Below are 25,811 nucleotides of genomic sequence, written 5' to 3' on the forward strand. Positions count from 1 at the left end.
GAATGGCACGTTACATTGGTCCAAAATGCAAACTGTCTCGTCGTGAAGGCACCGACCTGTTCCTGAAGAGCGGCGTTCGCGCTCTGGAATCGAAGTGCAACATCGAAGCAGCCCCAGGTATCCACGGCCAGCGCCGTGGCCGTCAGTCCGACTACGGTACCCAGCTGCGCGAGAAACAAAAAGTCCGTCGTATCTACGGTGTTCTGGAGCGCCAGTTCCGCGGTTACTACCAAGCTGCTGCCTCGAAAAAAGGCGCAACCGGTGAGAACCTGCTGCAACTGCTCGAGTGCCGTCTGGATAACGTCGTTTACCGTATGGGCTTCGGCTCGACTCGTTCCGAGTCCCGTCAGCTGGTTTCGCACAAAGCGATCAGCGTCAACGGTAAGACTGTAAACATTCCATCCTACCAAGTTCGTCCGGGTGACGTGGTCGCGGTTCGCGAGAAGTCGCTGAACCAGCTGCGCATTGTTCAAGCCCTTGAACTGTGCGCCCAGCGTGGCCGCGTTGAGTGGGTAGACGTAGATTCCGCTAAGAAGTCGGGCGTTTTCAAGAACGTTCCAGCTCGTGGCGATCTGTCTGCCGACATCAACGAAAACCTGATTGTCGAGCTCTACTCCAAGTAAGGGCTAGAAAATAGGTGCATCCATGCAGATTTCGGTAAATGAGTTCCTGACTCCCCGCCATATTGATGTGCAGGTAGTCAGTCCGACCCGCGCCAAGATTACGCTCGAGCCTCTCGAGCGTGGTTTCGGCCATACCCTGGGCAACGCGCTGCGCCGCATCCTGTTGTCCTCCATGCCTGGCTGTGCAGTAGTCGAGGCCGAGATCGATGGCGTACTCCATGAGTACTCCGCGATCGAAGGTGTTCAGGAAGACGTAATTGAAATCCTGTTGAACCTGAAAGGCCTGGCTATCAAACTGCACGGTCGTGACGAAGTTACGCTGACCTTGTCGAAAAAGGGTTCGGGGGTGGTTACCGCTGCCGATATTCAGCTGGATCACGATGTCGAGATCGTCAACCCCGATCACGTAATCGCGAACCTGGCGTCCAACGGCGCCCTGAACATGAAGCTCACCGTAGCTCGTGGTCGCGGTTACGAGCCGGCTGACTCCCGTCAAACCGACGAAGACGAAAGCCGTAGCATTGGCCGTCTGCAGCTGGACGCTTCGTTCAGCCCGGTGCGTCGTATCGCCTATGTGGTCGAGAACGCCCGTGTTGAACAGCGTACCAACCTGGACAAGCTGGTCATTGATCTGGAAACCAACGGCACCCTGGATCCTGAAGAGGCTATCCGCCGCGCTGCGACCATCCTGCAACAGCAGCTGGCCGCGTTCGTCGACCTCAAGGGTGACAGTGAGCCTGTCGTAGTCGAGCAGGAAGACGAGATCGATCCGATCCTGCTGCGCCCGGTTGACGACCTGGAACTGACTGTACGTTCGGCCAACTGCCTCAAGGCGGAGAACATCTACTACATCGGCGACCTGATTCAGCGTACCGAAGTAGAGCTGTTGAAGACTCCTAACCTGGGCAAGAAGTCCCTGACTGAAATCAAGGACGTCCTGGCCTCTCGTGGTCTGTCTCTCGGCATGCGCCTCGACAACTGGCCGCCTGCAAGTCTTAAGAAAGACGACAAGGCGACCGCCTGATCGTCGTAATCACCGAACGTAGTGTTTGGTAAGGAATGAATCATGCGTCATCGTAAAAGTGGACGTCACCTGAGCCGTACCAGCTCTCACCGCAAGGCTATGTTCCAGAACATGGCAGTGTCGTTGATCGAGCACGAGCTGATCAAAACCACCCTGCCGAAAGCCAAGGAACTGCGCCGCGTTGCCGAGCCGCTGATCACCCTGGCCAAGGAAGACAGCGTTGCTAACCGTCGTCTGGCCTTCGACCGTACCCGTTCGAAGTCCGCTGTTGGCAAGCTGTTCAACGACCTGGGCAAGCGTTACGCCACCCGTCAGGGCGGCTACCTGCGCATCCTGAAGTGCGGTTTCCGCGCTGGCGACAACGCGCCTATGGCGTACGTCGAGCTGGTTGATCGTCCGGTCGGCGGTGCTGTAGAAGCTGCTGAGTAAGACGTTCTGTCTGCTACAAAGAACCGGGCCTAGTGCCCGGTTTTTTGTGTCTGCATGTATTGTTAATTTCTATTGATGCGAGTCATGTAATGAATTTGTTCTGAGGTGACCGCTCGTCGATACTCTTTATCAAGCCGTTTAGCCAGCACTCGAAGACCGATAAGGAGAGCCCATGAGCAAGATTCTCACCACCGCCAGCGGTGCACCTGTAGCCGATAACCAAAATTCCCGTTCCGCCGGCCCACGCGGCCCACTGCTGCTCGATGACTTCCATCTGATCGAGAAGCTCGCTCACTTCAACCGTGAGAACATTCCTGAGCGCCGTGTACACGCCAAAGGTTCGGGCGCCTACGGCACTTTCACCGTTACCCGCGATATCACCTCATACACCAGCGCCAAGCTGTTCGAGCAGATCGGCAAGCAGACCGAGACATTCCTGCGCTTTTCTACGGTCGGCGGTGAGCGAGGCTCGGCGGATACCGAGCGCGACCCACGTGGCTTTGCGGTGAAGTTCTACACCGAGGAAGGCAACTGGGACATCGTTGGCAACAACACGCCAGTGTTCTTCATCCGCGACCCGCTCAAGTTCCCGGATTTTATCCACACCCAGAAGCGCCACCCGCAAACCAATTTGAAGAACGCGCAGATGATGTGGGACTTCTGGTCGCACTCGCCCGAGGCCCTGCACCAGGTCACCATCCTGTTCTCAGACCGGGGCATCCCGGACGGTTACCGGCACATGCACGGTTTCGGTAGCCACACCTACAGCCTGATCAATGCCCAAGGCGAGCGCACCTGGGTCAAATGGCACTTCAAGACCCAGCAAGGTATCAAGAACCTGGCCCCGGCCGATGCGGCACGCCTGGCCGGGACCGATCCGGACTACGCCCAGCGTGACCTGTTTGAAGCCATTGAGCGTGGCGACTTCCCACGCTGGACCGTATGCATCCAGGTGATGAGCGAGGCCGAGGCGGCCAGCCGCGCTGAAAACCCGTTCGACGTGACCAAAACCTGGTCGCAGAAAGACTATCCACTGATCGAAGTGGGTGTGCTGGAACTCAACCGCAACCCGCTCAACTACTTCGCCGAAGTGGAACAGGCAGCGTTCGGCCCGAGCAACATGGTCCCGGGTGTCGGCCTGTCGCCTGACCGCATGCTGCAAGGCCGCGTATTCGCTTACGCCGATGCACACCGCTACCGTGTGGGCACCAACCACCAGCAACTGCCGGTGAATGCCCCGCGCAGCCCGGTGAACAGCTACCAGCGTGACGGTTCGATGGCCATGGGCAGCTACGGCAGTGCGCCTAACTACGAGCCCAACAGCTACGCCGACGCACCGAAACAGTCGCCACGCCACGCCGAGCCTGCATTGGCCCTGAGCGGTGCCGCTGATCGACACGAGCACCGCGAGGATAGGGACTACTACAGCCACGCCGGTGCACTCTTCCGCCTGATGAGCGACGAACAGAAGGCACTGCTGATCAGCAATATCGCCGGAACCATGGCAGGCGTCAGCGAAGACGTGATCCAGCGCCAGTTGCAGTATTTCTTCAAGGCCGACCCGGCCTATGGCGAAGGCATCGCCAAGGCGTTGGGCGTGAGTCTCGCCTAAGTCGAAGTGATAAGAAGAACCGCCCTCATTTGGGCGGTTTTTCAATGAATATCACTACTGTTTAACCGATTTTTTGCTTCTGATTGCGCGTTTTTCAGTGACCGCGCGCAAAAGCTGGTTCACACTATGTGCATCAAGCCGTTTTCACAGGGAGAAGCAGGGCGATGCAAGGTCACCCGGACGTAATCAACTACCTCGTCACGTTGCTGAAGGGCGAACTGGCCGCGCGCGACCAGTACTTCATCCACTCGCGCATGTACGAAGACTGGGGCTTGTCCAAGCTCTACGAGCGTATCAACCACGAGATGGAAGAAGAAACGCAGCACGCCGATGCCCTGATGCGCCGTATCCTGATGCTCGAAGGCACTCCCGACATGCGCGCGGACGATCTGGAAGTTGGCAGCACCGTGCCGGAAATGATCGAGGCCGACCTCAAGCTCGAGTACAAGGTGCGTGGCGCACTGTGCAAAGGCATCGAGCTGTGCGAACTGCATAAGGACTACATCAGCCGCGACATCCTGCGCGCGCAGCTGGCAGACACCGAAGAAGATCACACCTACTGGCTGGAAAAGCAGCAGGGCCTGATCAAGGCCATTGGCCTGGAAAACTACCTGCAGTCGCAGATGTAAGTTATCCACAGCTTCACGAAAAAGCCCCTGGCACCAACGGTACCAGGGGCTTTTTCATGCCAGTGACGGCACTCAGGCTCGGTCACGCTCCAGCAGTGGCTTGAGGTAATGCCCGGTATACGACTGTTTCATCTTGCTCAGTTCTTCCGGGGTACCGCAGGCGATGATCTGCCCACCCTTGGAACCGCCTTCCGGCCCAAGGTCCACCAACCAGTCTGCCGTCTTGATCACATCCAGGTTGTGTTCGATCACCACCACTGTGTTGCCGTGGTCACGCAAGCGATGCAGTACATCCAGCAGTTGCTGGATATCGGCAAAGTGCAGGCCGGTGGTCGGTTCGTCGAGAATGTACAAGGTCTTGCCGGTATCGCGCTTGGACAACTCACGGGACAGCTTCACCCGCTGCGCCTCGCCACCGGACAAGGTGGTCGCCGACTGCCCCAGCTTGATGTACGACAGGCCCACGTCCATCAACGTCTGCAGCTTGCGCGCCAGCGCCGGCACTGCATCGAAGAATTCGCGGGCATCCTCGATGGTCATTTCCAGCACCTCGTGGATGTTCTTGCCCTTGTACTTGATCTCCAGGGTTTCGCGGTTGTAGCGCTTGCTCTTGCACACGTCGCAGGGCACGTAGATGTCTGGCAGGAAGTGCATTTCCACCTTGATCAAGCCGTCGCCCTGGCAGGCTTCGCAACGGCCGCCTTTGACGTTGAACGAGAAACGCCCCGGGCCGTAGCCGCGCGACCGGGATTCCGGCACGCCGGAGAACAGCTCGCGGATTGGTGTGAAGATACCGGTGTAGGTCGCCGGGTTCGAGCGCGGGGTGCGTCCGATCGGGCTTTGGTCGATATCCACCACCTTGTCCAGGTGCTGCAGGCCGTCCATGCTGCTGTGCGGCGCGGCTTCCAGGCTGCTCGCGCCGTTTAGGGCGGTGGCGGCGAGAGGGAACAGGGTGTTGTTGATCAGCGTCGACTTGCCCGAGCCAGACACGCCGGTGACACAAGTCAGCAGGCCGATCGGCACTTCCAGGTCGACGTTCTGCAGGTTGTTGCCACGCGCGCCCTTGAGCTTGAGCTGCAGCTTCTTGTTGCGTGGGGTGCGCTTGGCCGGCACGGCGATCTTCTTGCGCCCGGACAGGTACTTGCCGGTCAGTGAGTCTGGGTGGTCCATGACCTCCTGCGGTGAGCCCTCGGCGACGATCTGGCCGCCGTGCACACCAGCACCCGGGCCGATGTCGACCACGTAGTCCGCCAGGCGGATGGCGTCCTCGTCGTGCTCCACCACGATCACGGTGTTGCCCAGGTCACGCAGGTGATTGAGGGTGGCCAGCAAGCGGTCGTTGTCGCGTTGATGAAGACCGATGGACGGTTCATCGAGAATGTACATCACCCCGACCAGGCCTGCGCCGATCTGGCTGGCCAGGCGGATACGCTGGGCTTCACCACCGGACAGCGTATCGGCGCTGCGGTCCAGGGTCAGGTAGTCGAGGCCGACGTTGACCAGGAACTGCAGTCGCTCGCAAATTTCCTTGAGGATTTTCGCCGCGATTTCGCCGCGCCGGCCGGTCAGGGTCAACTCGCCGAAGTAGTTGCTGGCTTCGCCGATCGGCAGGTTGGTCACCGCTGGCAGGGTCTTCTCGCCAACCCACACATGGCGGGCTTCGCGGCGCAGGCGGGTGCCGCGGCAATCCGGGCAGGGCTGGGTGCCGAGGAACTTGGCCAGCTCTTCACGCACGGTGGCCGACTCGGTCTCGCGGTAGCGGCGCTCCAGGTTCGGCACGATGCCTTCGAACGGGTGCGAGCGCTTGACGATGTCACCGCGGTCATTGAGGTATTTGAAGTCGACGCTCTGCTTGCCACTACCCTGCAGGATGACCTTCTGATGCTCGGCCGACAGTTCGCCGAACGGCTCCTCGAGGCTGAAGCCGTAATGCGCGGCCAACGAGCCGAGCATCTGGAAGTAGTACACATTGCGCCGGTCCCAGCCGCGAATGGCGCCTTCGGCCAGGGTCAGCTCGCTGTTGACCAGGCGCTTGGTGTCGAAGAACTGCTTGACCCCCAGGCCATCGCAGGTCGGGCAGGCACCGGCCGGGTTGTTGAACGAGAACAGCTTCGGCTCCAGCTCACTGATCGCATGGCCGCACACCGGGCAGGCGAAGCGTGCCGAGAAGATCATCTCTTCGCCGGGCTCGTCATCCATTGGCGCCACCAGGGCAATACCGTCTGCCAGCTTCAGTGCGGTCTCGAATGACTCGGCCAGGCGCTGCTGGAGGTCGGCGCGGACCTTGAAACGGTCCACTACCACGTCGATGCTGTGCTTCTTCTGCTTGTCCAGCTTGGGCAGTTCGTCGAGCTCATAGAGCTTGCCGTTGACCCGCGCGCGGACGAAGCCCTGGGCGCGCAGTTCATCGAACACCGCCAGGTGCTCACCCTTGCGCTCGCGCACCACCGGCGCCAGCAGCATCAGCTTGCTGCCTTCCGGGCGCTCCAGCACCAGGTCGACCATCTGGCTGATCGTTTGCGCTTCCAGCGGAATGTCGTGGTCCGGGCAGCGCGGCGTACCGACGCGGGCATACAGCAGGCGCAGGTAGTCGTAGATCTCGGTGATGGTGCCGACCGTCGAGCGCGGGTTGTGCGAGGTCGACTTCTGTTCGATGGAAATGGCCGGCGACAGTCCTTCAATGGTGTCGACGTCAGGTTTTTCCATCATCGACAGGAACTGCCGGGCATAGGCTGACAGCGACTCCACGTAGCGGCGCTGGCCTTCGGCATAGAGGGTGTCGAACGCCAGGGACGACTTGCCGGATCCGGACAGGCCGGTGATCACGATCAGCTTGTCCCGCGGCAGAGTCAGGTCGATGTTCTTCAGGTTGTGGGTTCGAGCCCCACGAATCAGGATCTTGTCCACTGCGGCCTCGCTCGGCGGGCATAAACAAGGAAGTATACGGCGCGCTGCCAGTACGCGGCAAAGCGTCGCGTAGATGCCGTCAAGCTGTCGGACTGATAGAATCGCCGCCGGTTCACACGAGGTTTATCCATGCACGACACCCACAACGAGCGCATGAGCAGCGGCGAAACCCGCGCTGCTGGCGGCCTGGCCCTGGTCTTTGCCTTTCGTATGCTGGGCATGTTCATGGTCTTGCCGGTGCTGGCCACCTACGGCATGGACCTGGCCGGCGCCACGCCCGCGCTGATTGGCCTGGCCATTGGCGCCTATGGCCTGACCCAGGCAGTATTGCAGATCCCCTTCGGGATGATTTCCGACCGCATCGGCCGCCGCCCGGTGATTTACCTGGGTCTGCTGATCTTTGCCCTGGGCAGCGTACTGGCAGCCCAGGCAGACTCCATCTGGGGCGTGATCGCCGGGCGAATCCTGCAGGGCGCCGGGGCGATTTCCGCTGCGGTCATGGCACTGCTGTCCGATCTGACCCGCGAGCAACATCGGACCAAGGCCATGGCCATGATCGGCATGAGCATCGGGTTATCGTTCGCCGTGGCCATGGTCGTCGGCCCATTGCTGACAAGTGCCTTTGGTTTGTCAGGCTTGTTCCTGGCCACTGCCGGACTTGCCCTGGTCGGCATCCTGCTGATTGCCTTTGTCGTGCCCAATACCCACAGCATCTTGCAGCACCGCGAATCGGGTGTGGCGCGCCAGGCCATCGGCCCGACCCTGCGCCATCCGGACCTTCTGCGCCTGGATGTGGGTATCTTCATCCTCCACGCCATCCTCATGGCCAGCTTCGTCGCACTGCCGCTGGCCTTCGTCGAGCGCGGCGGCCTGCCGAAAGAGCAGCACTGGTGGGTGTACCTGACCGCGCTGTTCATCTCATTTTTTGCAATGGTCCCGTTCATCATCTACGGCGAAAAAAAGCGCAAGATGAAACGTGTGTTGGCGGGTGCGGTCAGTGTCCTGCTGCTGACGGAGGTATTCTTCTGGCAGTGGGCTGACGGTTTGCGCGGACTGGTGATTGGCACCGTGGTATTCTTTACCGCATTCAACCTGCTGGAGGCTTCGTTGCCTTCGCTGGTGAGCAAGGTGTCGCCTGCTGGCGGCAAGGGGACGGCGATGGGGGTGTATTCCACCAGCCAGTTCCTCGGTGCCGCTCTTGGAGGAATCCTCGGTGGCTGGCTGTTCCAGCACGGCGGGCTGAACCTGGTGTTCCTTGGTTGCGCAATCCTGTGTGCCATCTGGTTGGTCGTCGCCTTGCGCATGAACGAGCCACCCTATGTGACCAGCCTGCGCATGCCGCTGACGCCAGAGGCAGTTCGGGAAGCCGGCTTGACCGAGCGCCTGATGGCCGTGCCGGGTGTGACCGACGCCGTGGTGGTGGCAGATGAAGCCGCCATCTATATCAAACTGGATACGAAAATTTTGGACCGTGCGACCCTCGAGCGACTGGTGAATCCAGCCTCTTCGGCGTGCGAAGCCTAGGAGAACGTTATGGCCCGTGGGGTTAACAAAGTCATTCTGGTCGGCACCTGTGGCCAGGATCCCGAAGTCCGCTACCTGCCCAACGGTAACGCCGTGACCAACCTGAGCCTGGCCACCAGCGAGCAGTGGACCGACAAGCAGTCGGGTCAGAAGGTCGAGCGTACCGAGTGGCACCGTGTGTCGCTGTTCGGCAAGGTTGCCGAAATCGCCGGCGAGTACCTGCGCAAAGGTTCGCAGTGCTACATCGAAGGCAAGCTGCAGACCCGCGAGTGGGAAAAAGACGGCATCAAGCGCTACACCACCGAGATCATCGTCGACATCAACGGCACCATGCAGCTGCTTGGCGGCCGTCCGCAGGGCCAGCAAGGCGGCGGCGATCAGTACAACCAGGGTGGCGGCAACTACGGTGGCGGCCAGCAGCAACAGTACAACCAGGCTCCGCCACGCCAGCAGGCCCAGCGTCCGCAGCAGCAACAGCGCCCTGCGCCGCAGCAGCCAGCACCGCAGCCGGCGGCTGACTTTGACAGCTTTGATGACGATATTCCGTTCTGATTGAACGGTCTGGCGTTTAGCTGGAATAGAAACCCAGGGCAGTTGCTCTGGGTTTTTTTATGGCTGGTGGGCATGCCAGAAGAGGAGGTGAGGGCCACCAGGTGCTTGCCGCAAAATGTTCAGCGCCTATGAGATCGAGCGCCGCCCGCGCGGCGCTCGGTCTTACAGGCGCCATAGAACCCAAGGCATGCACCCGGTAGCCCAAATGCAACCGCCAGATACAACCAATCCCCACACCCCTGACCCATGTCATCGCACCTTCTCGTTTCTTGACTAGTCTTATCCATTGGCGGCCGTCAAAACCGCCACCGTGACTACCAAGAGGCGCCGGCCATGTTCCGTGCGTCCAAACCTGATCAGGAGTGCACGATGGATCTCAACCGTCGGCAGTTCTTCAAGGTCGCCGCCGTCGGCCTTGGAGGCTCGAGCCTGGCGGCGTTGGGCATGGCCCCGACGCCGGCCTTCGCCGAGCAGGTGCGTCACTTCAAGCTGGCGCACACCAAAGAAACCCGTAACACCTGCCCCTACTGCTCGGTCGGCTGCGGCCTGATCCTGTACAGCCAGGGCGATGCGGGCAAAAACGTCAAACAGAACATCATCCACATCGAAGGCGACGCCGATCACCCGGTCAACCGCGGCACCCTGTGCCCGAAAGGTGCCGGCCTGCTCGACTTTATCCACAGCCCCAGCCGCCTCAAGTATCCAGAGATGCGCAAGCCGGGCAGCAATGAGTGGGTGCGGGTCAGCTGGGACGAGGCGCTCGACCGCGTCGCCGACCTGATGAAAAAGGACCGCGACGCCAACTTCATCGAGAAGAACGCCCAGGGGCAAACCGTCAACCGCTGGCTTACCACCGGTTTTCTCGCTGCCTCCGCTGCCTCCAGCGAGGCTGGCTACCTGACCCACAAGGTCGTCCGCGCAACAGGCATGCTGGGGTTCGATAACCAGGCACGTGTCTGACATGGCCCGACGGTGGCAAGTCTTGCCCCGACGTACGGCCGTGGCGCCATGACCAACCACTGGTCCGATATCGCCAACGCGAATCTGGTCCTGGTGATGGGTGGCAACGCAGCAGAGGCGCATCCGTGCGGCTTCAAATGGGTGACCGAGGCCAAAGCGCACAACCAGGCGCGGCTGATCGTGGTCGACCCGCGGTTTACCCGTACCGCTTCGGTGGCGGACTACTACGCGCCGATCCGAACCGGTACCGACATCGCTTTCATGGGCGGGCTGATCAACTACCTGTTGAGCAACGACAAGATCCAGCACGAGTACGTGCGCAACTACACCGACGTGTCGTTCATCGTCAAAGAGAGCTATGGCTTCGAAGACGGGCTGTTCAGCGGCTACGACGAGGCCAAGCGCGTGTATGCGGATAAATCCGGCTGGGGCTACGAGCTGGGTGAGGACGGCTTCGCCAAGGTCGACCCGACCTTGCAGCACCCGCGCTGCGTATATCAGTTGATGAAGCAGCACTACAGCCGCTACACCCCGGAACTTGCGAGCATGACCTGTGGCATGCCGCAGGACGCCATGATGAAGGTCTGGGAAGAGATCGCCAGTTGCTCGGTACCGGGCAAGACCATGACGATCCTCTACGCGCTCGGCTGGACGCAGCACTCGATCGGCGCGCAGATCATCCGCAGTGCGGCCATGGTCCAGCTGCTGCTGGGCAACGTCGGCATGCCGGGTGGCGGGGTCAACGCCTTGCGCGGGCACTCCAACATCCAGGGCCTGACCGACCTCGGCCTGCTGTCCAACTCTTTGCCGGGCTACCTGACCCTGGCTGGCGACGCCGAGCAGGACTACGCCACCTACATCGACAAGCGTGCGTCGAAGCCGTTGCGCCCGGGGCAGCTGTCGTACTGGCAGAACTACGGCAAGTTCCACGTCAGCCTGATGAAGGCCTGGTACGGCGCCAACGCCACTGCAGAAAACAACTGGGGCTACGACTGGCTGCCCAAGCTCGATGTGCCGGCCTATGACGTGTTGCGCATGTTCGAGATGATGGGCCAGGGCAAGGTCAATGGCTACGTGTGTCAGGGCTTCAACCCGATTGCCGCGCTGCCGGACAAGAACCGCGTGACTGCGGCACTAGGCAAGCTCAAATGGCTGGTGATCATGGACCCGCTGGCCACCGAAACCTCGGAGTTCTGGCGCAACGCCGGGCCGTTCAACGACGTCGACACGGCCAATATCCAGACAGAGGTGATCCGCCTGCCCACCACCTGTTTCGCCGAGGAGGATGGTTCGTTGGTCAACAGCAGCCGTTGGCTGCAGTGGCACTGGAAAGGCGCCGACGGCCCTGGCGAGACCCGCACCGACGTGCAGATCATGAGCGAGCTGTTCCTGCGCCTGCGTCATCGTTACCAGACCGAGGGCGGTGCCTACCCTGATGCGATGATGAACATTAACTGGCCGTACAAGATCCCCGAAGAGCCATCGCCTGAGGAGCTGGCCAAGGAGATGAACGGCTGGGCGGTCAGCGACCTTACCGACGCCACCGGTGCCACGCTCAAGGCCGGCCAGCAGTTGGCAGGCTTTGCCCAGATGAAGGACGACGGCAGCACCGCGTCCGGCTGCTGGATCTTCGCCGGTTGCTGGACCGAGCAGGGCAACCAGATGGCCCGCCGCGACAACAGCGACCCGTACGGCATGCATCAGGTGCAGAACTGGGCCTGGGCCTGGCCAGCCAACCGCCGCATTCTCTACAACCGTGCTTCCAGCGACCCGCAAGGCAAACCCTGGGACCCGGAGAAGAAGCGCCTGGTGTGGTGGAACGGCAAGGCCTGGACCGGCACCGACGTGCCCGACTTCAAGGTCGACTCGCCGCCAGAGGCGGGGATGAACCCGTTCATCATGAACCCCGAAGGCGTGGCGAGGTTCTTCGCCATCGACAAGATGGCCGAAGGCCCGTTCCCCGAGCATTACGAGCCGTTCGAGACGCCAATTGGCATCAACCCACTGCACCCGCAGAACAAGAAGGCCACCAGCAACCCGGCCGGGCGGATCTTCGATTCGGTGTGGGACACCCTGGGTACGCACGACGAGTTCCCCTATGCAGCGACCACCTACCGGCTGACCGAGCACTTCCACTTCTGGAGCAAGCACTGCCGCCTGAATGCCATCGCCCAGCCCGAACAGTTCGTCGAAATCGGCGAGGTGCTGGCCAACGAGAAGGGCATCAAGGCCGGTGACCGCGTGCGGGTGTCGAGCAAGCGCGGGCATATCGATGCGGTCGCGGTGGTGACCAAGCGGATTCGCCCGCTGCAGGTCAACAACCAGACCGTGCACCAGATCGGCATCCCGCTGCACTGGGGCTTTACCGGGACCACGCGCCATGGCTACCTGACCAACACCCTGGTGCCGTTCCTCGGTGACGGTAACACCCAGACGCCGGAGTCCAAGTCGTTCCTCGTCAAAGTGGAGAAACTCTGATGGCCAGCCAAGACATCATCGCCCGCTCGGCCACCACCACCGTTCCGTCCTCGGTACGCCAGCTGGAGGAGGTCGCCAAGCTGATCGACACCACCAAGTGCATCGGCTGCAAGGCCTGCCAGGTGGCGTGCTCGGAGTGGAACGAACTGCGTGACGAGGTCGGCCACAACCACGGCACCTACGACAACCCCCAGGACCTTACGGCCGAGACCTGGACCCTGATGCGCTTCACCGAGCACGAGCGCGACGACGGCAACCTGGAGTGGCTGATCCGCAAGGACGGCTGCATGCACTGCGCCGACCCAGGTTGCCTGAAGGCCTGCCCGAGCCCGGGGGCGATCATCAAGCACGCCAACGGCATCGTCGACTTCAACCAGGATCACTGTATCGGTTGCGGCTATTGCATCACTGGCTGCCCGTTCAACATCCCGCGCATCTCGCAGAAGGACCACAAGGCGTACAAGTGCACCTTGTGTTCAGACCGCGTAAGCGTCGGCCTGGAGCCGGCCTGCGTGAAGACCTGCCCGACCGGGGCAATCGTGTTCGGCAGCAAGGATGAGATGAAAGTGCATGCCGCCGAGCGCATCGTCGACCTCAAGTCGCGCGGTTACGACAAGGCCGGGCTGTACGACCCGGACGGCGTCGGCGGCACCCATGTGATGTATGTGCTGCACCATGCCGACACGCCGAAGCTGTACGCCGGCCTGCCGGACCAGCCAGTGATCAGCCCGCTGGTGGGCTTGTGGAAGGGCTTCACCAAGCCGCTGGCGCTGCTGGCCATGGGCGCAGCGGTGCTGGCCGGGTTCTTCCACTACGTGCGGGTGGGGCCACAGCGGGTGGACGAGGACGAACACCCCACACCCCCGGACGAAAGCGTGCATCAGGTGGACCCGTCGGTGCATGTCTATGATCCGACCAAGCCCGGTGGGCAAGGGGAGCAGCGACCATGAACGACAACAAACCCATCCTGCGCTACAACGCCAACGAGCGGACCAACCACTGGATCGTCGCGATCCTGTTCATGACGGCAGGGCTCTCGGGGCTGGCGCTGTTCCACCCGGCACTGTTCTGGCTCAGCCATCTGTTCGGCGGCGGGCCTTGGACACGTATCCTGCATCCGTTCCTGGGCGTGGCGATGTTCGTGTTCTTCCTGGGCCTGGTGGTGCGCTTCTGGCGTGCCAACTTCATCACCGCCAACGACCGCCTGTGGTTGCGCCGTGTGGATCGGGTGATGCTGAACAAGGAGGAGGGCGTGCCGCCGATCGGCAAGTACAACGCCGGCCAGAAGCTGCTGTTCTGGACCCTGCTGGCATGCATGCTGGTGCTGTTGCTCAGCGGCGTGGTGATCTGGCGCGCGTATTTCAGCCACCTGTTCGGCATCGAGGTCATTCGCCTGTCGGCGCTGGCCCACGCCCTGGCGGCGTTCGTACTGATCCTCAGCATCATCGTGCACATCTACGCCGGTATCTGGATCAAGGGTTCGATCGGCGCCATGCTGCATGGCTGGGTCAGCCGCGCCTGGGCACGCAAGCACCACGAGTTGTGGTACCGCGAAGTGACCGGCGACAAGACGCCGAGCAATCATGGACGCAAAGAAGGATGAGCGCTTGAGCACGATACTCGAACCTGGGCAGATCGAAGCTTCGGCGGTGATGCCGCCGTTTCTGCATCTGCCGCCTGCCAATCTGTTTGCAATGCGCGCAGCGCGCCTGGAATACCTGGCAGAGGGCAACGCCCTGTGTGATTACCTGCGGCTAATCGCGCAGCTGTGCCACGTCCAGCAGCAGCTTGTGGATAACCCACCCGGCGGTTTGCCGGTGGCCGAGGAGCGTCAGCGCCTGTGCATAAGTCATGGCCTGCCACCGCTGGCAGCCGACAGCCTGGTGCGTGAAGGGCCGTGGCTGGTCTGGTTGCAGGCCTTGCTTACCCGCCTTGACAGTGAGGCCAGCGGCCCGCTGGGCGAGGCGCTGCAGGCCCTGCGCGACAGCGATGATAGCCAGCGCAAGGGCTGGGGTATCGCCTTGCTCGGCGGACAGTACGATGCGCTGCCTGCAGCGTTGGTGCCGTTCATTGGCGCCGCTTTGCAGGCTGCCTGGTCGAGCTGGTTGCTGGCGCTGCCAGCCCCCGAGCTCAAGCCCGCCGGCAGCCTGGCCCAGTGCCCGGCCTGCGGTTCGCCAGCAATGGCCGGGGTTGTGCGTAACCGTGGCAAGCACAACGGTTTGCGTTACCTGGTCTGTTCGCTGTGCGCCTGTGAGTGGCATGTGGTGCGGGTCAAGTGCGTGTATTGCGAGTCGAGCAAGGATCTGCGCTACACCAGCCTTGAAGATGACCGCCATGCGCCGGGCAAGGCGCCGCTGCGTGCCGAGTGTTGCCCAGGCTGCGAGAGCTACCTGAAGCAGAACTACCTGGAGAACGATGCCGCGGCCGAGCCACTGGCTGACGACCTGGCTAGCCTGGCGCTGGATATCCGGCTCGACGAGGAGGGCTTCCACCGCCTGGCACCGAACCTGATGTTCGCGCCCGGGTAGTAGGTGAATGTCTACACTGTAATACCGAGTCGCCTCTTCGCGGCAAGCCCGCTCCCACACAGAACTGCGCAGGCTGTCAGACCTGTGGAGAACCCTGTGGGAGAGGGCTTGCCCGCGAAGAGGCCAGAACAGACAACGGATCAGTCCAAGGTAGTACTGCATGTCTTCCAGCCTCGCCAGCGACACCCCACGCCTGCCGTCCATCGATACTCTATTGCGTCACCCGGCCTGCCTCCCGCTAATTGACCGCTACGGCCGCGACGCAGTACTGGCCACTCTGCGCCAGCTGCTCGATGACCTGCGCGACCCCGCCCACCGTGGTGAACTCACCGCCACCGAGCTGGCCGCCGAGATCCTCCTCGGCCGTACCGGCGAACGCCTGGCCATGCAGCAACGCAGCCAGGTCCGTCGTGTGTTCAACCTCACCGGTACCGTGCTGCACACCAACCTCGGCCGCGCGCTGCTGCCCGAGGAAGCCATCGAGGCCATGCAGATGGCCGCCCGCTACCCGCTCAACCTGGAGTTCGACCTGGCCACCGGCAAGCGTGGCGACCGTGACGACCTGATCGAAGGCCTGATCCGCGAGCTGACCGGCGCCGAAGCCGTCACCGTGGTCAACAACAACGCGGCCGCTGTGCTGCTGGCGCTCAACAGCCTGGGTGCGCGCAAGGAGGGCATCATATCCCGCGGCGAACTGATCGAGATCGGCGGCGCCTTTCGCATTCCCGACATCATGGCCCGTGCCGGGGTAAAGCTGCACGAGATCGGCACTACCAACCGTACCCACGCCCGTGACTATGAGGCCGCCATCGGCCCGCGCACCGGCTTGCTGATGCGTGTGCACTGCAGCAACTACAGCATTCAGGGCTTCACCCACCAGGTACCGACTGCCGAGCTGGCGCGTATCGCCCATCAGCATGAACTGCCGCTGCTCGAAGACCTCGGCAGCGGCAGCCTGCTCGACCTCACGCGCTGGGGCCTGCCCGCCGAACCGACGGTGCGCCAGGCCCTGGCCGATGGCGCCGACATCGTCACCTTCAGCGGCGACAAGCTGCTGGGTGGCCCTCAGGCCGGGATCATCGTCGGTCGCAAGGCGCTGATCGCCAAGATCAAGAAAAACCCGCTCAAGCGCGCCTTGCGCGTCGACAAGATCACCCTCGCGGCACTCGAGGCAGTGCTGGCGCTGTACCGCAATCCCGACCGCCTGGCCGAGCGCCTGCCGAGCCTGCGCCTGCTCACCCGCAGCCAGGCCGAGATCCAGGCCCAGGCCGAGCGCCTGGCACCGCAACTCAAGGCCCGCCTGGGCGAGCAGTGGGTAGTAAGCGTTCAGCCGGCGCTGGGTATGATTGGCAGCGGCAGCCAGCCGGTGGCGCGCCTGCCAAGCGCGGCGCTGTGCCTGCGCCCGCAAGTGTCGAAGAAACTGCGCGGGCGCAGCCTGCATGTGCTGGAGCGGGCCCTGCGCGATTTGCCGGTGCCGGTGCTCGGGCGCATCGCTGACGACGCCTTGTGGCTAGACCTGCGTCAGCTCGACGATGAGGCCCAGTGGCTGGCGCAGTTGCCGGCCTTGCAATTGGGGCCAGTGCAGTGATCGTCGGCACTGCCGGGCACATCGACCACGGCAAGACTGCGCTGCTTCAGGCCATCACCGGCCAGGCCGGTGACCAGCGCCAGGAAGAGCGCGCCCGTGGCATGACCATCGACCTTGGCTACCGCTACGCTGCGCTGGCAGAAGGGGCGGCGTTGACCGGTTTCATCGATGTGCCGGGCCATGAGCGGTTTATCCACAACATGCTGGCCGGCGCCCATGGCATCGACCTGGTGCTGCTGGTGGTGGCGGCCGACGATGGGGTGATGCCGCAGACCCGCGAGCACTTGGCGATCATCGAGCTGCTGGGTATTCCCCAGGCGCTGGTGGCGATAAGCAAATGTGACCGGGTTGAGCCTGAACGCCTGGCAGAAGTGCAGGCGCAGGTCAGAGCGATGCTGGCAGACGGGCCATATGCCAAGGCACGGCAGTTTCCTGTGTCGAGCATCACCGGGCAGGGTATCGAGGTATTGCGCCGGGCCTTGCTGGAGGCCGAGGTGCAAGTGCGCCAACGCAGCGTGCGCGGTGGCTTTCGCCTGGCGGTCGATCGCGCCTTTGCCGTGACCGGCGCCGGGGTGGTCGTCACTGGCACAGCGCTGGCCGGGCGCGTCAGTGCCGGCGATACATTGCTGCTGGGCAAAACCGGCAAGCCGGTGCGGGTGCGTGGCCTGCACGCGCAGAACCAGGTGGCACTGGTGGCTGAGGCCGGCCAGCGGGTGGCGCTGAACCTCGCCGCCGAACGCCTGGCAGTAGAGCAGGTGCACCGAGGCGACTGGCTGGTACCCGAATGGCTGCATGCGCCCAGTGTTCGGGTAGATATCGAACTTTACCTGCTACCCGGTGAAACCCGCATTTTCGAGCATTTCAGTGCCGTTCACGTGCACCTCGGTACACAGGATGTGACAGCCCGGGTAGCTTTGCTCGAAGGCGAAACCCTTGCCGCCGGCCAGCGCATGTTTGCCCAGCTGCTGCTCAACGCGCCGTTGCAGGCGGTACACGGTGATCGTCTGGTGCTGCGAGACCAGCGTGCCCAGCGCACCCTCGGCGGCGGCAAGGTGCTCGACCCGTTCGCCCCGAGCCGGCAGCGCCGCAGTGCCGAACGCCTGCGCCAGTTGCAGGTGCTGCGCGATGCAGATGGCCTGGAGGAAGCGCTGTCGGCCTTGCTCGCCAGTGCGCTTGGTGGCCTTGACCCGCAGCGCCTGGAGCGCCAGTTCAATCGCCAGCGAGAAACGTGGCTATTGCCCACAGATGTGCAAGTGGTGGCCACGCGTCAGGGCCCTCTGCTTTTTGCCAAGGGCCAATGGCAGGCACTGAGGCACCAGGTGTTGGAGCAGTTGGCGCGGTTCCACGAGCAGGAGCCTGACCAGCTTGGCCCGGACCGCGACCGCCTGCGCCGCTTCGCCGCCTTGCCACTGGAGCGCCCGGCGTTTGTCAGCCTGCTCGATGAGCTGCTCAATGATGAACGGGTAGCCAGCAGCGGGCCATGGCTGCATTTGCCTGATCACAAGGTGCAGTTGAGCGCTGCCGACAGCGTGCTATGGGAGCAGCTGCAGCCGAAGTTGCTGGCAGGGCAATATGATCCGCCCTGGGTCAGGACGCTGGCCGCTGAAGGAAATTGCGCGGAAGCGGAGGTGCGCCTGCTGCTGCGCAAGCTGGCCCGGTTGGGCCTGGTGCATCAGGTGGTGCGTGACCTCTTCTACCCTGAGGCGACGCTACAACGCATGGCAGAGCTGCTGCTGGGGCAGGCCAGCGAGACACCGATAGTGCAGGTTGCTGCGTTTCGCGATATGTTGGGCATCGGTCGCAAGCGTAGTGTGCAGATTCTCGAATACTTCGACCGCATCGGCTTGACCCGGAGGGTGGCCGATCAGCGTCACATCCGCGCCGACAGCGCCCTGGCCCAGCAGGCCAGGCACTGAGTACAAGGAAGGCAATCGCGCCCGGTGGCGCGGCCGGGCTTCAAACCCGGTTGGGGACGGCAGCCGTTCCCGGGCAGGTTCGACTCCCGCTGCCTTCCGCCATTCTTACCGCATTGCAAGGCGCTCTTCTGTAGGAGCGGCCTTGTGTCGCGAAAAGGGGCGCGAAGCGGCCCCGGGTTTTCAGCTTCGTCGCATAGGTCGCCGGGGCTGCTTTGCAGCCCTTTCGCGACGCAAGGCCGCTCCTACAGCCGCTCTCCACACAGATCCAGCGTGAACCAGTGCTCGGCCGCATCCACATCCAACCCCGCCCCCAGCAGCGCAAACATCTTGCCCAGCGCCGCCTCGCGGGTCATGCCGCCACCACTGACCAGCCCGGCGCCGCGCAAGCGGTTACCCGCCGCATAGGTATCGAACACCACCGACCCTTCCGGGCACTGGCTGATGGCGGCCAGCAGCACACCACGCTGGCGCGCTGCACGCAGCACCTCCAGCAGCGCCTGGTCGTCCGACGGCCCGGTGCCACTGCCATAGCACTCCAGCAGCAGCCCTTGCACGCCACTGTCGAGCAGTGCCTTCAGGTGCGCGGCCTGCAGGCCCGGGAACACCGGCATCACCGCCAGGTTGACCGGTTGGCGCTGCTGGCGATAGCCCAGAGCGGCAGGCAAGTCGGTGGCACGCTCGCCTTCACGATGGCGCGGCAGTGCGGCGAAGGCGTCAAAGGCCTCGCTACGCAGTTTTGAAGTCCGGCAGCCATGCAGCAACTGGCCGTGGAAGTACAGGTGCACGCCAGCCTCCAGGCCCTGTTCGACCTGGCGCAGGGCCCCGCACAGGTTGTCCCAGGCATCGCTCCCCGGCGCCCCGGCCGGCAGCATCGAGCCGGTCAGCAGCACCGGCACCGGCAGGCCCAGCAGCAGGAACGACAGCGCAGCGGCGCTGTAGGCCAAGCTGTCGGTGCCATGCAGCACCAGCACGCCGTCATGGCCAGCGTCCACTGCTGCGACGATGGCATCGCGCATCGCCAGCCAGTTGTGCTGCTGCATGTTGGCGCTGTCGAGCAACGGGTTCATTTCCTGCAGCGTCCATTGCACCTGGGGCGCATCGGTCAGCTGGGCGAGGTGTTCGCGCATGCGCGTGTCGAAACCACCGGCCGGCGCCAGGCCTTCGGCGGTTTCCAGCATGCCGATGGTGCCACCGGTGTAGAGGACGAGGAGATTCTTGACTGCACGCATGGAAAGCATCCGAAGCGGTGAGCGGAGGTAGAGCAGCCGCCCACGGAAGGGGCGGCTGGGCAGGGGAGGATATCAGCGCTGCGGCTGAGCTTGGCCGACTGCTTTGTCAGTGGCTGTTTCCGCCTGTGGATTGGCAGGCCAGGCGTTGCGGTCCAGGTCCAGGTCGGCGAACTTCGACGAGTCGAACACCGGCTGCTGGATGCCGGCCTTGCGCTGGTCATCGTAGTCGCGCATCACCCGCAGGCCGACCTTGAACAGCAGGGCCAGGGCTACCAGGTTGACGAAGGCCAGGCAGGTCATGGTGATGTCGGCGAAGGCGAATACGGTCGACAGGTCCTGCATCGAGCCCCACACCACCAGCGCCAGAACCAGGGCACGGAACGCCAGCAGCACCATGCGGTTGCGGCTGAGGAACTGCAGGCTGTTCTCGCCCAGGTAGTAGTTGTAGAGGATGCAGGTGAACACGAACAGCGACAGTGCCACGCTGACGAACAGGCGGCCCCAGTCACCGACCACGGCGGCCAGCGAGTTCTGGGTCAGGACGATGCCGTCACCTTCGAAGCCTGGGGTGTAGAAGCCCGACAGCAGGATCAGCAGCGCGGTGCAGGTGCAGATCACGAAGGTGTCGAGGAACACGCTGAAAGCCTGGACCACGCCCTGGGCACCTGGGTGCTTCACGGCGGCCACGGCAGCTACGTTCGGTGCACTGCCCAGACCGGCTTCGTTGGCGAACACACCACGCTTCACGCCCATGACGATGGCGCTGCCGAGCAGGCCGCCGAACGCTGGGTCGAGGCCAAAGGCGCTCTTGAAGATGGTTTCCAGCATGGCGGGCACGTGTTCGATCTGGGTGCCGATCACGTACAGGGTCACGCCGATGTAGGCCAGGGTCTTGACCGGCACCAGCAGGTCCGACACTGCCGCGATGCGCTTGATGCCACCGAGGAAGGTGATGGCCAGCAGCACCGCCAGGACGATACCGGTGTGGCGCGGGTCGAAGGCAAAGGCGTTCTGCAGCGAGTGGGTCACGGTGTACGACTGCAGGCCGATGAAGGCGAAGCCGTAGGTGACCAGCAGCAGGATCGAGAACACGATGGCCATGCTTTTGCGCTTCAGGCCGTGCTGGATGTAGTAGGCCGGGCCACCACGGTACAGGCCGTCGCCGTCGGCGCGCTTATAGACCTGGGCCAGGGTGCATTCGAAGAAGCTGCTGGCCATGCCGACCAGGGCCGTGACCCACATCCAGAACACCGCGCCTGGGCCACCCAGGGTTACGGCGATACCGACACCGGCGATGTTACCGGCGCCAACGCGGCCGGCCAGGCTCAGCATCAGGGCCTGGAAGGAGCTCAGCTGGCCTGCCTGGCCACGCAGCGATTCCTTGAAGACGGCGAACATGTGGCCGAAGTGGCGGAACTGAACGAACCGCGAACGGATGGTGAAGTAACCGCCGAGACCGACGATCAGCACGATGAGAAGTTTCCCCGAGAGGAAATCGTTGAGTGCTTCGAGCATTGGAAAATGACCTCGATTCTTATTCTTCGCATGGAATGACTAGCGGACGGCAGGCGCACCGCTATTCGTTGGGGCGCATGGTTGGCCATGACAAAGGTGGTTACAATTTCGCGGGTTGCTCTGTTTTGGTGCGACTTGATGCTAGACTCGCATCATTCGCGTCACCCGAGTCTCTTAGCATGAGCGATCATTTCGCTACCAACCTGAAACTGGCTTGCAGCCACTACCGCTCTATTTCCGAAGTTTGCCGGCAGCTCTCGATCAACCGTGCGCAATTCAACAAGTACCTGAGCGGGCAGAGCCGTCCGACGGCTTACAACCTCAAGCGCATCGGCGATTTCTTCGGCGTTGAAGAGTACGAACTGAATTTGCCGCCCGAGCAGTTCAGCCGCCTGATCGGTGCACGTGTGTCGACGCCGGCCGAGCAGACCGATGACCCGATCAGCGAACTTTTCCGCCCGCTGCATGAGCACGCGGGCAACCTGTCGCGCTATTGCGGCTATTACTTCGAGTACTCCAACTGCATGTCGGTACCCGGCACTATCCTGGTGTCGCTGGTGCACCTGTGGGAAGAACGCGGCCGCTTCCTGTTCGAGCGCCAGGAACGCCAGGAGCGCTCCAGCGCCACCGACCAGCATGCCGAGGTGCGTTGCCGCTACCTGGGCGCGGCGTTCCAGCTGCAGGACCGGGTGTTCCTGATCGACTACGAGTCGCTGACTTTCAACGAGATGAGCCAGACCATTCTCATCCCCAGCTTCAAGAGCCGCATCACCCGCCTCAACGGCTTGAAGGCCGGGGTGTCCAGCGGCGACCGGCGCAACCCGGCCTGTACCCGGGTGGTGTGGGAGTACCTGGGGGAGGAGATCAACCGCATCAATGCCTATCGGCAGGTCAGGCTGTACCGGCCGGATGACCCACGGATTGATGACGATGTGCGCGAGCGGTTGAGTGTGGGGCCGTTGCGTAACAGCCTGTTCGAGATTGAGTGAACTACTGCCGCGCGCATGGGTATCAACCGTGTCGGTTCCCGTTGTGGCTTCCATCTTGCGGTCAGGATTAGCGCGCTCGGTGCTGGTGAGTGTTCGTCTTCTGCCTTGACCGAACAGTTATAAGGCGGCGCTGTGTGGGGCCCAAAGCTTACGCCTGCGTGGGCGCTCAATTCGACCGTTCGGTCTTGTTTTCCTTCAACCAGCGGGACCTTTCCACCACCTTTTAAGTTACCCACAAGTCGAACCTGTTTCCCATCATTATCAATATCAAGTGCAAAGGACCGGTATCCGACGAGGCTCAATAAAATCTGATGTCTGGACGCCAAATTGACCACGGCAGACGCAGTGCTCAGATTTTCCTGTGTGGGCAACACATCAGGGGGGAGTCATTAAGCAATGGCAACATGTTGCTGAACTCAATTGCACAAACTTGGCCGGATGCGAATGCATCAAGGAGTGCCTGCTGTTGAAATGTGAGCTCGTGTTTCAACCGCTGAGCATAGTGCCTGGAGAGTGCTGCAGTGCCTGGAGCGTCAGCCCTCAGCCGCCACGTGACGGCACGCCCCATCCAGTCTACGAGCGTGATCTTCGCTGAAGTCGAGGTGAGCAACATCGTTTAACCCTTCGCTATAACGCCTGTCATTGTTTGTCCTTGCCTGTAGGGATGTGGTGAACCTCTCGAAGATTCGGGAGCTATTTAGGCAATTATTTTTGATAGTGGATGCAGGACTGGGTCGCTTGAAGGTGTAGGGGTTTTCCTGTGCGGTAGTGGCTCTGAAGCGCTTTAGTAGCCACGTACCCCTAGGGTTGGACTTCCCCGCCCGGAAACCGCAAAATGACCCCTTTCCCTCATCAACCTGTTCGGATCTGCTGACTCTATGCGTATGCGCCTGATGCTGTTGGGTGGTGGCAATGCCCTCGGGCAAGCGCTGATTCGTCTCGGGGCCGAGGAGGACATCACATTCCTGGCTCCGCGCCCGCCGGAAAACGGCTGGGCCCCGGCCAGCCTCACTCAGCTGCTTGACGATCATCGCCCCGATGCCCTGGTCAACCTGGCCTACTACTTCGACTGGTTCCAGGCCGAGTCGGTCAGCGACCACCGTCTGGCCCAGCAGGAGCGGGCTGTAGAGCGGTTGGCGGAGCTGTGCCAGCATCACCAGATCACCCTGGTGCAGCCTTCCAGCTACCGGGTTTTCGACGGCTCGCGGGCCACTGCCTACAGCGAGAAGGACGAACCGGTACCGCTGGGCCTGCGTGGCCAGGCGCTTTGGCGTATCGAGCAAAGCGTGCGCGCGGCGTGCCCGCAGCATGTGCTGCTGCGCTTTGGCTGGTTGCTGGACGAGAGCATCGACGGCGCCTTGGGCCGCTTCCTGACCCGTGCCGAACAGCCGCAGGAACTGCTACTGGCTGATGACCGGCGTGGTAATCCGACTCCGGTCGACGACGCCGCGCGGGTGATCCTGTCGGTGCTCAAGCAGCTCGATTGCAGTGCACCGCTGTGGGGCACCTACCACTACGCCGGCAACGAGGCGACCACGCCGCTGGCGTTGGGCCAGGCGATTCTCAGCGAAGCCGGGCAGTACCGTCAGCTGGCAGTTCAGGCGCCGACCGCGCAGGCCCATGCCGCACGGCCGGACGCCAGCGAGGAGCCGCAGCACGCGGTACTGGCCTGCAAGAAAATTCTTCACACTTTCGGTATCAAGCCGCGTGCCTGGCGCGCAGGCTTGCCACCATTACTGGATCGATTCTACCGCCATGGCTGATGCCCCCATCCTGATCACCGGCGGCGCCGGCTTCATTGGCTCCCACCTGTGCGATGCGTTGCTGGCCAAAGGCTATGCCGTACGTATTCTCGACGACCTTTCCACCGGCAAGCGCGACAACTTGCAGCTGGGCAACCCGCACCTGGAGCTGATTGAAGGCGATGTGGCCGACGCCGAGCTGGTTCAGCGTGCCGCCGCCGGTTGCCGTGCCGTGGTTCACCTGGCTGCGGTGGCGTCGGTGCAGGCGTCGGTCGAAGACCCCGTGAAGACCCACCAGAGCAACTTCATCGGCACCCTCAACGTGGCCGAAGCCATGCGCCTGCATGGCGTGCGCCGCGTGCTCTTCGCATCGAGCGCAGCGGTGTATGGCAACAATGGTGAAGGTGAGTCGATTGCAGAGGACACGCCCAAGGCGCCGCTGACGCCCTACGCGGTGGACAAGCTGGCCAGCGAGCAATACCTCGACTTCTACCGCCGTCAGCATGGCCTGGAGCCGGTGGTGTTCCGCTTCTTCAATATCTTCGGCCCACGCCAGGACCCTTCCTCGCCGTATTCCGGGGTGATCAGCATCTTCAGCGAGCGGGCGGCCCAGGGCTTGCCGATCACCGTATTCGGTGATGGCGAACAGACCCGTGACTTCCTCTACGTCGGCGACCTGGTGCAGGTGATGGTGCAGGCACTGGAGCAACCGCAGGTGGAAGAGGGCGCGGTGAACGTCGGCCTGAACCAGGCGACTTCGCTGAACCAGATGCTCAAGGCGCTGGAGCAGGTGGTGGGCAGTTTGCCGGCGATCAGCTACGGCCAGGCGCGGTCGGGTGACATTCGCCATTCCCGGGCGAACAACCAGCGTTTGCTGGCGCGTTTCGACTTCCCGCAGCCGACCCCGATGGTCGAAGGGCTGGCCAAGCTGCTCGGCAAGGCTTGAGATAGCCGGGGCTGCTTTGCAGCCCATTCGCGACACAAGGCCGCTCCTACAGCAGACCGCGATCTATTGTAGGAGCGGACTTGCCGGGGCGCCGGACCGGTCGGAAAGGGGCGCAAAGCGCCCCTGTTCAGCGATGGCGCACCAGCTTGCGCTGGCAATCCTCCGCCGCCAGTGGCCTTCCGTCCTCTGCCCGTACCTGCAGAAGCCCAACAGCTTGCCCCTTGGCACTGTCCACCAGTTCCGAGCGCATTTCCCCCGCTTCGAACAGAAATCGCTCCCCCCACTGGCGCAACCCCACCACGACCGGAAACACCGAGCGGCCTTTTTCGGTCAGCACATATTCCTTGTAAGCACTGCCATCGGACGCCGGCTGCAAAGCCAGCAACCCGCTCTCCACCAGCAGCTTCAGCCGCGACGCAAGGATGTTTTTCGCCAGCCCCAGGTTCTTCTGGAACTCGCTGAAACGGCGCAGGCCATCGAAGGCATCGCGCAGGATCATCAGCGCCCAACGGTCACCCAGTACTTCCAGCGCCCGGGCCACGGGGCATTGAGCGTTCACGTCGTCGAGCATTGGCAGCACCTGCGTGGTTCATCTGGTTGCATATTAAAACCACATTTGC

At 62.6% G+C, this 25,811-nt stretch carries 20 protein-coding genes and 1 tRNA gene; 17 read left to right on the top strand and 4 right to left on the bottom strand.

Annotated elements, in window-relative coordinates; translation table 11 throughout:
* Positions 1-2: 2 nt before the first annotated feature.
* The 5 genes from rpsD (at position 3) to bfr (ending at position 4,317) form a co-directional block, all read left to right on the top strand.
* Entirely contained in the window at positions 3-623 is a 621-nt protein-coding gene (rpsD, locus tag H040_RS17355) for a 30S ribosomal protein S4 (protein ID WP_027917844.1), read from the top strand.
* Positions 624-645: 22 nt separating this feature from the next.
* Positions 646-1,647: a DNA-directed RNA polymerase subunit alpha gene (locus H040_RS17360; protein WP_003255452.1), complete on the top strand. Its 1,002-nt coding sequence runs from the start codon at positions 646-648 to the stop codon at positions 1,645-1,647.
* Positions 1,648-1,689: 42 nt separating this feature from the next.
* The gene (rplQ, locus tag H040_RS17365) at positions 1,690-2,076 is read left to right on the top strand and encodes a 50S ribosomal protein L17 (protein ID WP_003255451.1); all 387 of its coding nucleotides are present in this window, start codon (positions 1,690-1,692) and stop codon (positions 2,074-2,076) included.
* 172 nt (positions 2,077-2,248) lie between these two features.
* The gene (locus tag H040_RS17370) at positions 2,249-3,688 is read left to right on the top strand and encodes a catalase (protein ID WP_027917843.1); all 1,440 of its coding nucleotides are present in this window, start codon (positions 2,249-2,251) and stop codon (positions 3,686-3,688) included.
* A gap of 164 nt (positions 3,689-3,852) precedes the next feature.
* Complete coding sequence (gene bfr, locus H040_RS17375; protein WP_003257116.1) at positions 3,853-4,317, top strand: bacterioferritin; 465 nt, start codon at positions 3,853-3,855, stop codon at positions 4,315-4,317.
* Between the two features lie 72 nt (positions 4,318-4,389).
* On the opposite strand, the gene uvrA is transcribed toward bfr, so the two are convergent.
* The gene (uvrA, locus tag H040_RS17380) at positions 4,390-7,224 is read right to left on the bottom strand and encodes an excinuclease ABC subunit UvrA (RefSeq protein WP_027917842.1); all 2,835 of its coding nucleotides are present in this window, start codon (positions 7,222-7,224) and stop codon (positions 4,390-4,392) included.
* A 129-nt stretch (positions 7,225-7,353) separates the two neighbouring features.
* Between uvrA and H040_RS17385 the strand changes: the two genes are divergently transcribed.
* From H040_RS17385 to H040_RS17430, 9 genes are all read left to right on the top strand, one after another.
* Positions 7,354-8,748, top strand: coding sequence for an MFS transporter (locus H040_RS17385; protein ID WP_027917841.1), 1,395 nt, complete (start codon positions 7,354-7,356; stop codon positions 8,746-8,748).
* 9 nt (positions 8,749-8,757) lie between these two features.
* Positions 8,758-9,300 (top strand): single-stranded DNA-binding protein, encoded by a 543-nt coding sequence (locus H040_RS17390; RefSeq protein ID WP_027917840.1) that lies wholly within the window; start codon positions 8,758-8,760, stop codon positions 9,298-9,300.
* A gap of 369 nt (positions 9,301-9,669) precedes the next feature.
* Positions 9,670-12,738 (top strand): formate dehydrogenase-N subunit alpha, encoded by a 3,069-nt coding sequence (gene fdnG / locus H040_RS17400; protein ID WP_143512524.1) that lies wholly within the window; start codon positions 9,670-9,672, stop codon positions 12,736-12,738.
* Positions 12,738-13,688, top strand: coding sequence for a formate dehydrogenase subunit beta (fdxH, locus tag H040_RS17405; RefSeq protein WP_027917837.1), 951 nt, complete (start codon positions 12,738-12,740; stop codon positions 13,686-13,688). Before fdnG ends, fdxH begins: the two co-directional genes overlap by 1 nt.
* Positions 13,685-14,341, top strand: coding sequence for a formate dehydrogenase subunit gamma (locus tag H040_RS17410; protein ID WP_027917836.1), 657 nt, complete (start codon positions 13,685-13,687; stop codon positions 14,339-14,341). The genes fdxH and H040_RS17410 overlap by 4 nt, the downstream gene beginning before the upstream one ends.
* Before the next feature lie 4 nt (positions 14,342-14,345).
* Complete coding sequence (fdhE, locus tag H040_RS17415; RefSeq protein WP_027917835.1) at positions 14,346-15,266, top strand: formate dehydrogenase accessory protein FdhE; 921 nt, start codon at positions 14,346-14,348, stop codon at positions 15,264-15,266.
* 160 nt (positions 15,267-15,426) lie between these two features.
* Positions 15,427-16,854, top strand: a complete 1,428-nt coding sequence (gene selA / locus H040_RS17420) for an L-seryl-tRNA(Sec) selenium transferase (protein ID WP_027917834.1) — start codon at positions 15,427-15,429, stop codon at positions 16,852-16,854.
* Positions 16,851-18,770: a selenocysteine-specific translation elongation factor gene (gene selB / locus H040_RS17425; RefSeq protein ID WP_027917833.1), complete on the top strand. Its 1,920-nt coding sequence runs from the start codon at positions 16,851-16,853 to the stop codon at positions 18,768-18,770. The genes selA and selB overlap by 4 nt, the downstream gene beginning before the upstream one ends.
* A 6-nt stretch (positions 18,771-18,776) precedes the next feature.
* Positions 18,777-18,872: transfer RNA gene (locus H040_RS17430), tRNA-Sec, on the top strand.
* Positions 18,873-19,012: 140 nt separating this feature from the next.
* On the opposite strand, the gene H040_RS17435 is transcribed toward H040_RS17430, so the two are convergent.
* Together H040_RS17435 and H040_RS17440 are read right to left on the bottom strand one after the other, a co-directional pair.
* Positions 19,013-19,999 (bottom strand): asparaginase, encoded by a 987-nt coding sequence (locus H040_RS17435; RefSeq protein ID WP_027917832.1) that lies wholly within the window; start codon positions 19,997-19,999, stop codon positions 19,013-19,015.
* 72 nt (positions 20,000-20,071) lie between these two features.
* Positions 20,072-21,514: an alanine/glycine:cation symporter family protein gene (locus H040_RS17440; protein WP_027917831.1), complete on the bottom strand. Its 1,443-nt coding sequence runs from the start codon at positions 21,512-21,514 to the stop codon at positions 20,072-20,074.
* A gap of 179 nt (positions 21,515-21,693) precedes the next feature.
* Between H040_RS17440 and H040_RS17445 the strand changes: the two genes are divergently transcribed.
* The 3 genes from H040_RS17445 to H040_RS17455 all read left to right on the top strand — a co-directional run bounded on the left by H040_RS17445 (position 21,694) and on the right by H040_RS17455 (position 25,191).
* A complete protein-coding gene (locus H040_RS17445) occupies positions 21,694-22,503 on the top strand; it encodes a helix-turn-helix domain-containing protein (protein WP_027917830.1) in 810 nt (269 codons plus the stop codon).
* 878 nt (positions 22,504-23,381) lie between these two features.
* Entirely contained in the window at positions 23,382-24,266 is an 885-nt protein-coding gene (locus H040_RS17450; RefSeq protein WP_027917829.1) for a sugar nucleotide-binding protein, read from the top strand.
* Positions 24,259-25,191 carry an NAD-dependent epimerase/dehydratase family protein gene (locus tag H040_RS17455; RefSeq protein ID WP_027917828.1) on the top strand — a complete coding sequence of 311 codons (933 nt, stop codon included), beginning with the start codon at positions 24,259-24,261 and terminating at the stop codon, positions 25,189-25,191. Before H040_RS17450 ends, H040_RS17455 begins: the two co-directional genes overlap by 8 nt.
* A gap of 127 nt (positions 25,192-25,318) precedes the next feature.
* On the opposite strand, the gene H040_RS17460 is transcribed toward H040_RS17455, so the two are convergent.
* Positions 25,319-25,762 carry a winged helix-turn-helix transcriptional regulator gene (locus tag H040_RS17460; RefSeq protein WP_027917827.1) on the bottom strand — a complete coding sequence of 148 codons (444 nt, stop codon included), beginning with the start codon at positions 25,760-25,762 and terminating at the stop codon, positions 25,319-25,321.
* Positions 25,763-25,811 lie beyond the last annotated feature (49 nt).

This window comes from Pseudomonas sp. URMO17WK12:I7, from assembly GCF_003269045.1.
Taxonomy (GTDB): domain Bacteria; phylum Pseudomonadota; class Gammaproteobacteria; order Pseudomonadales; family Pseudomonadaceae; genus Aquipseudomonas; species Aquipseudomonas putida_J.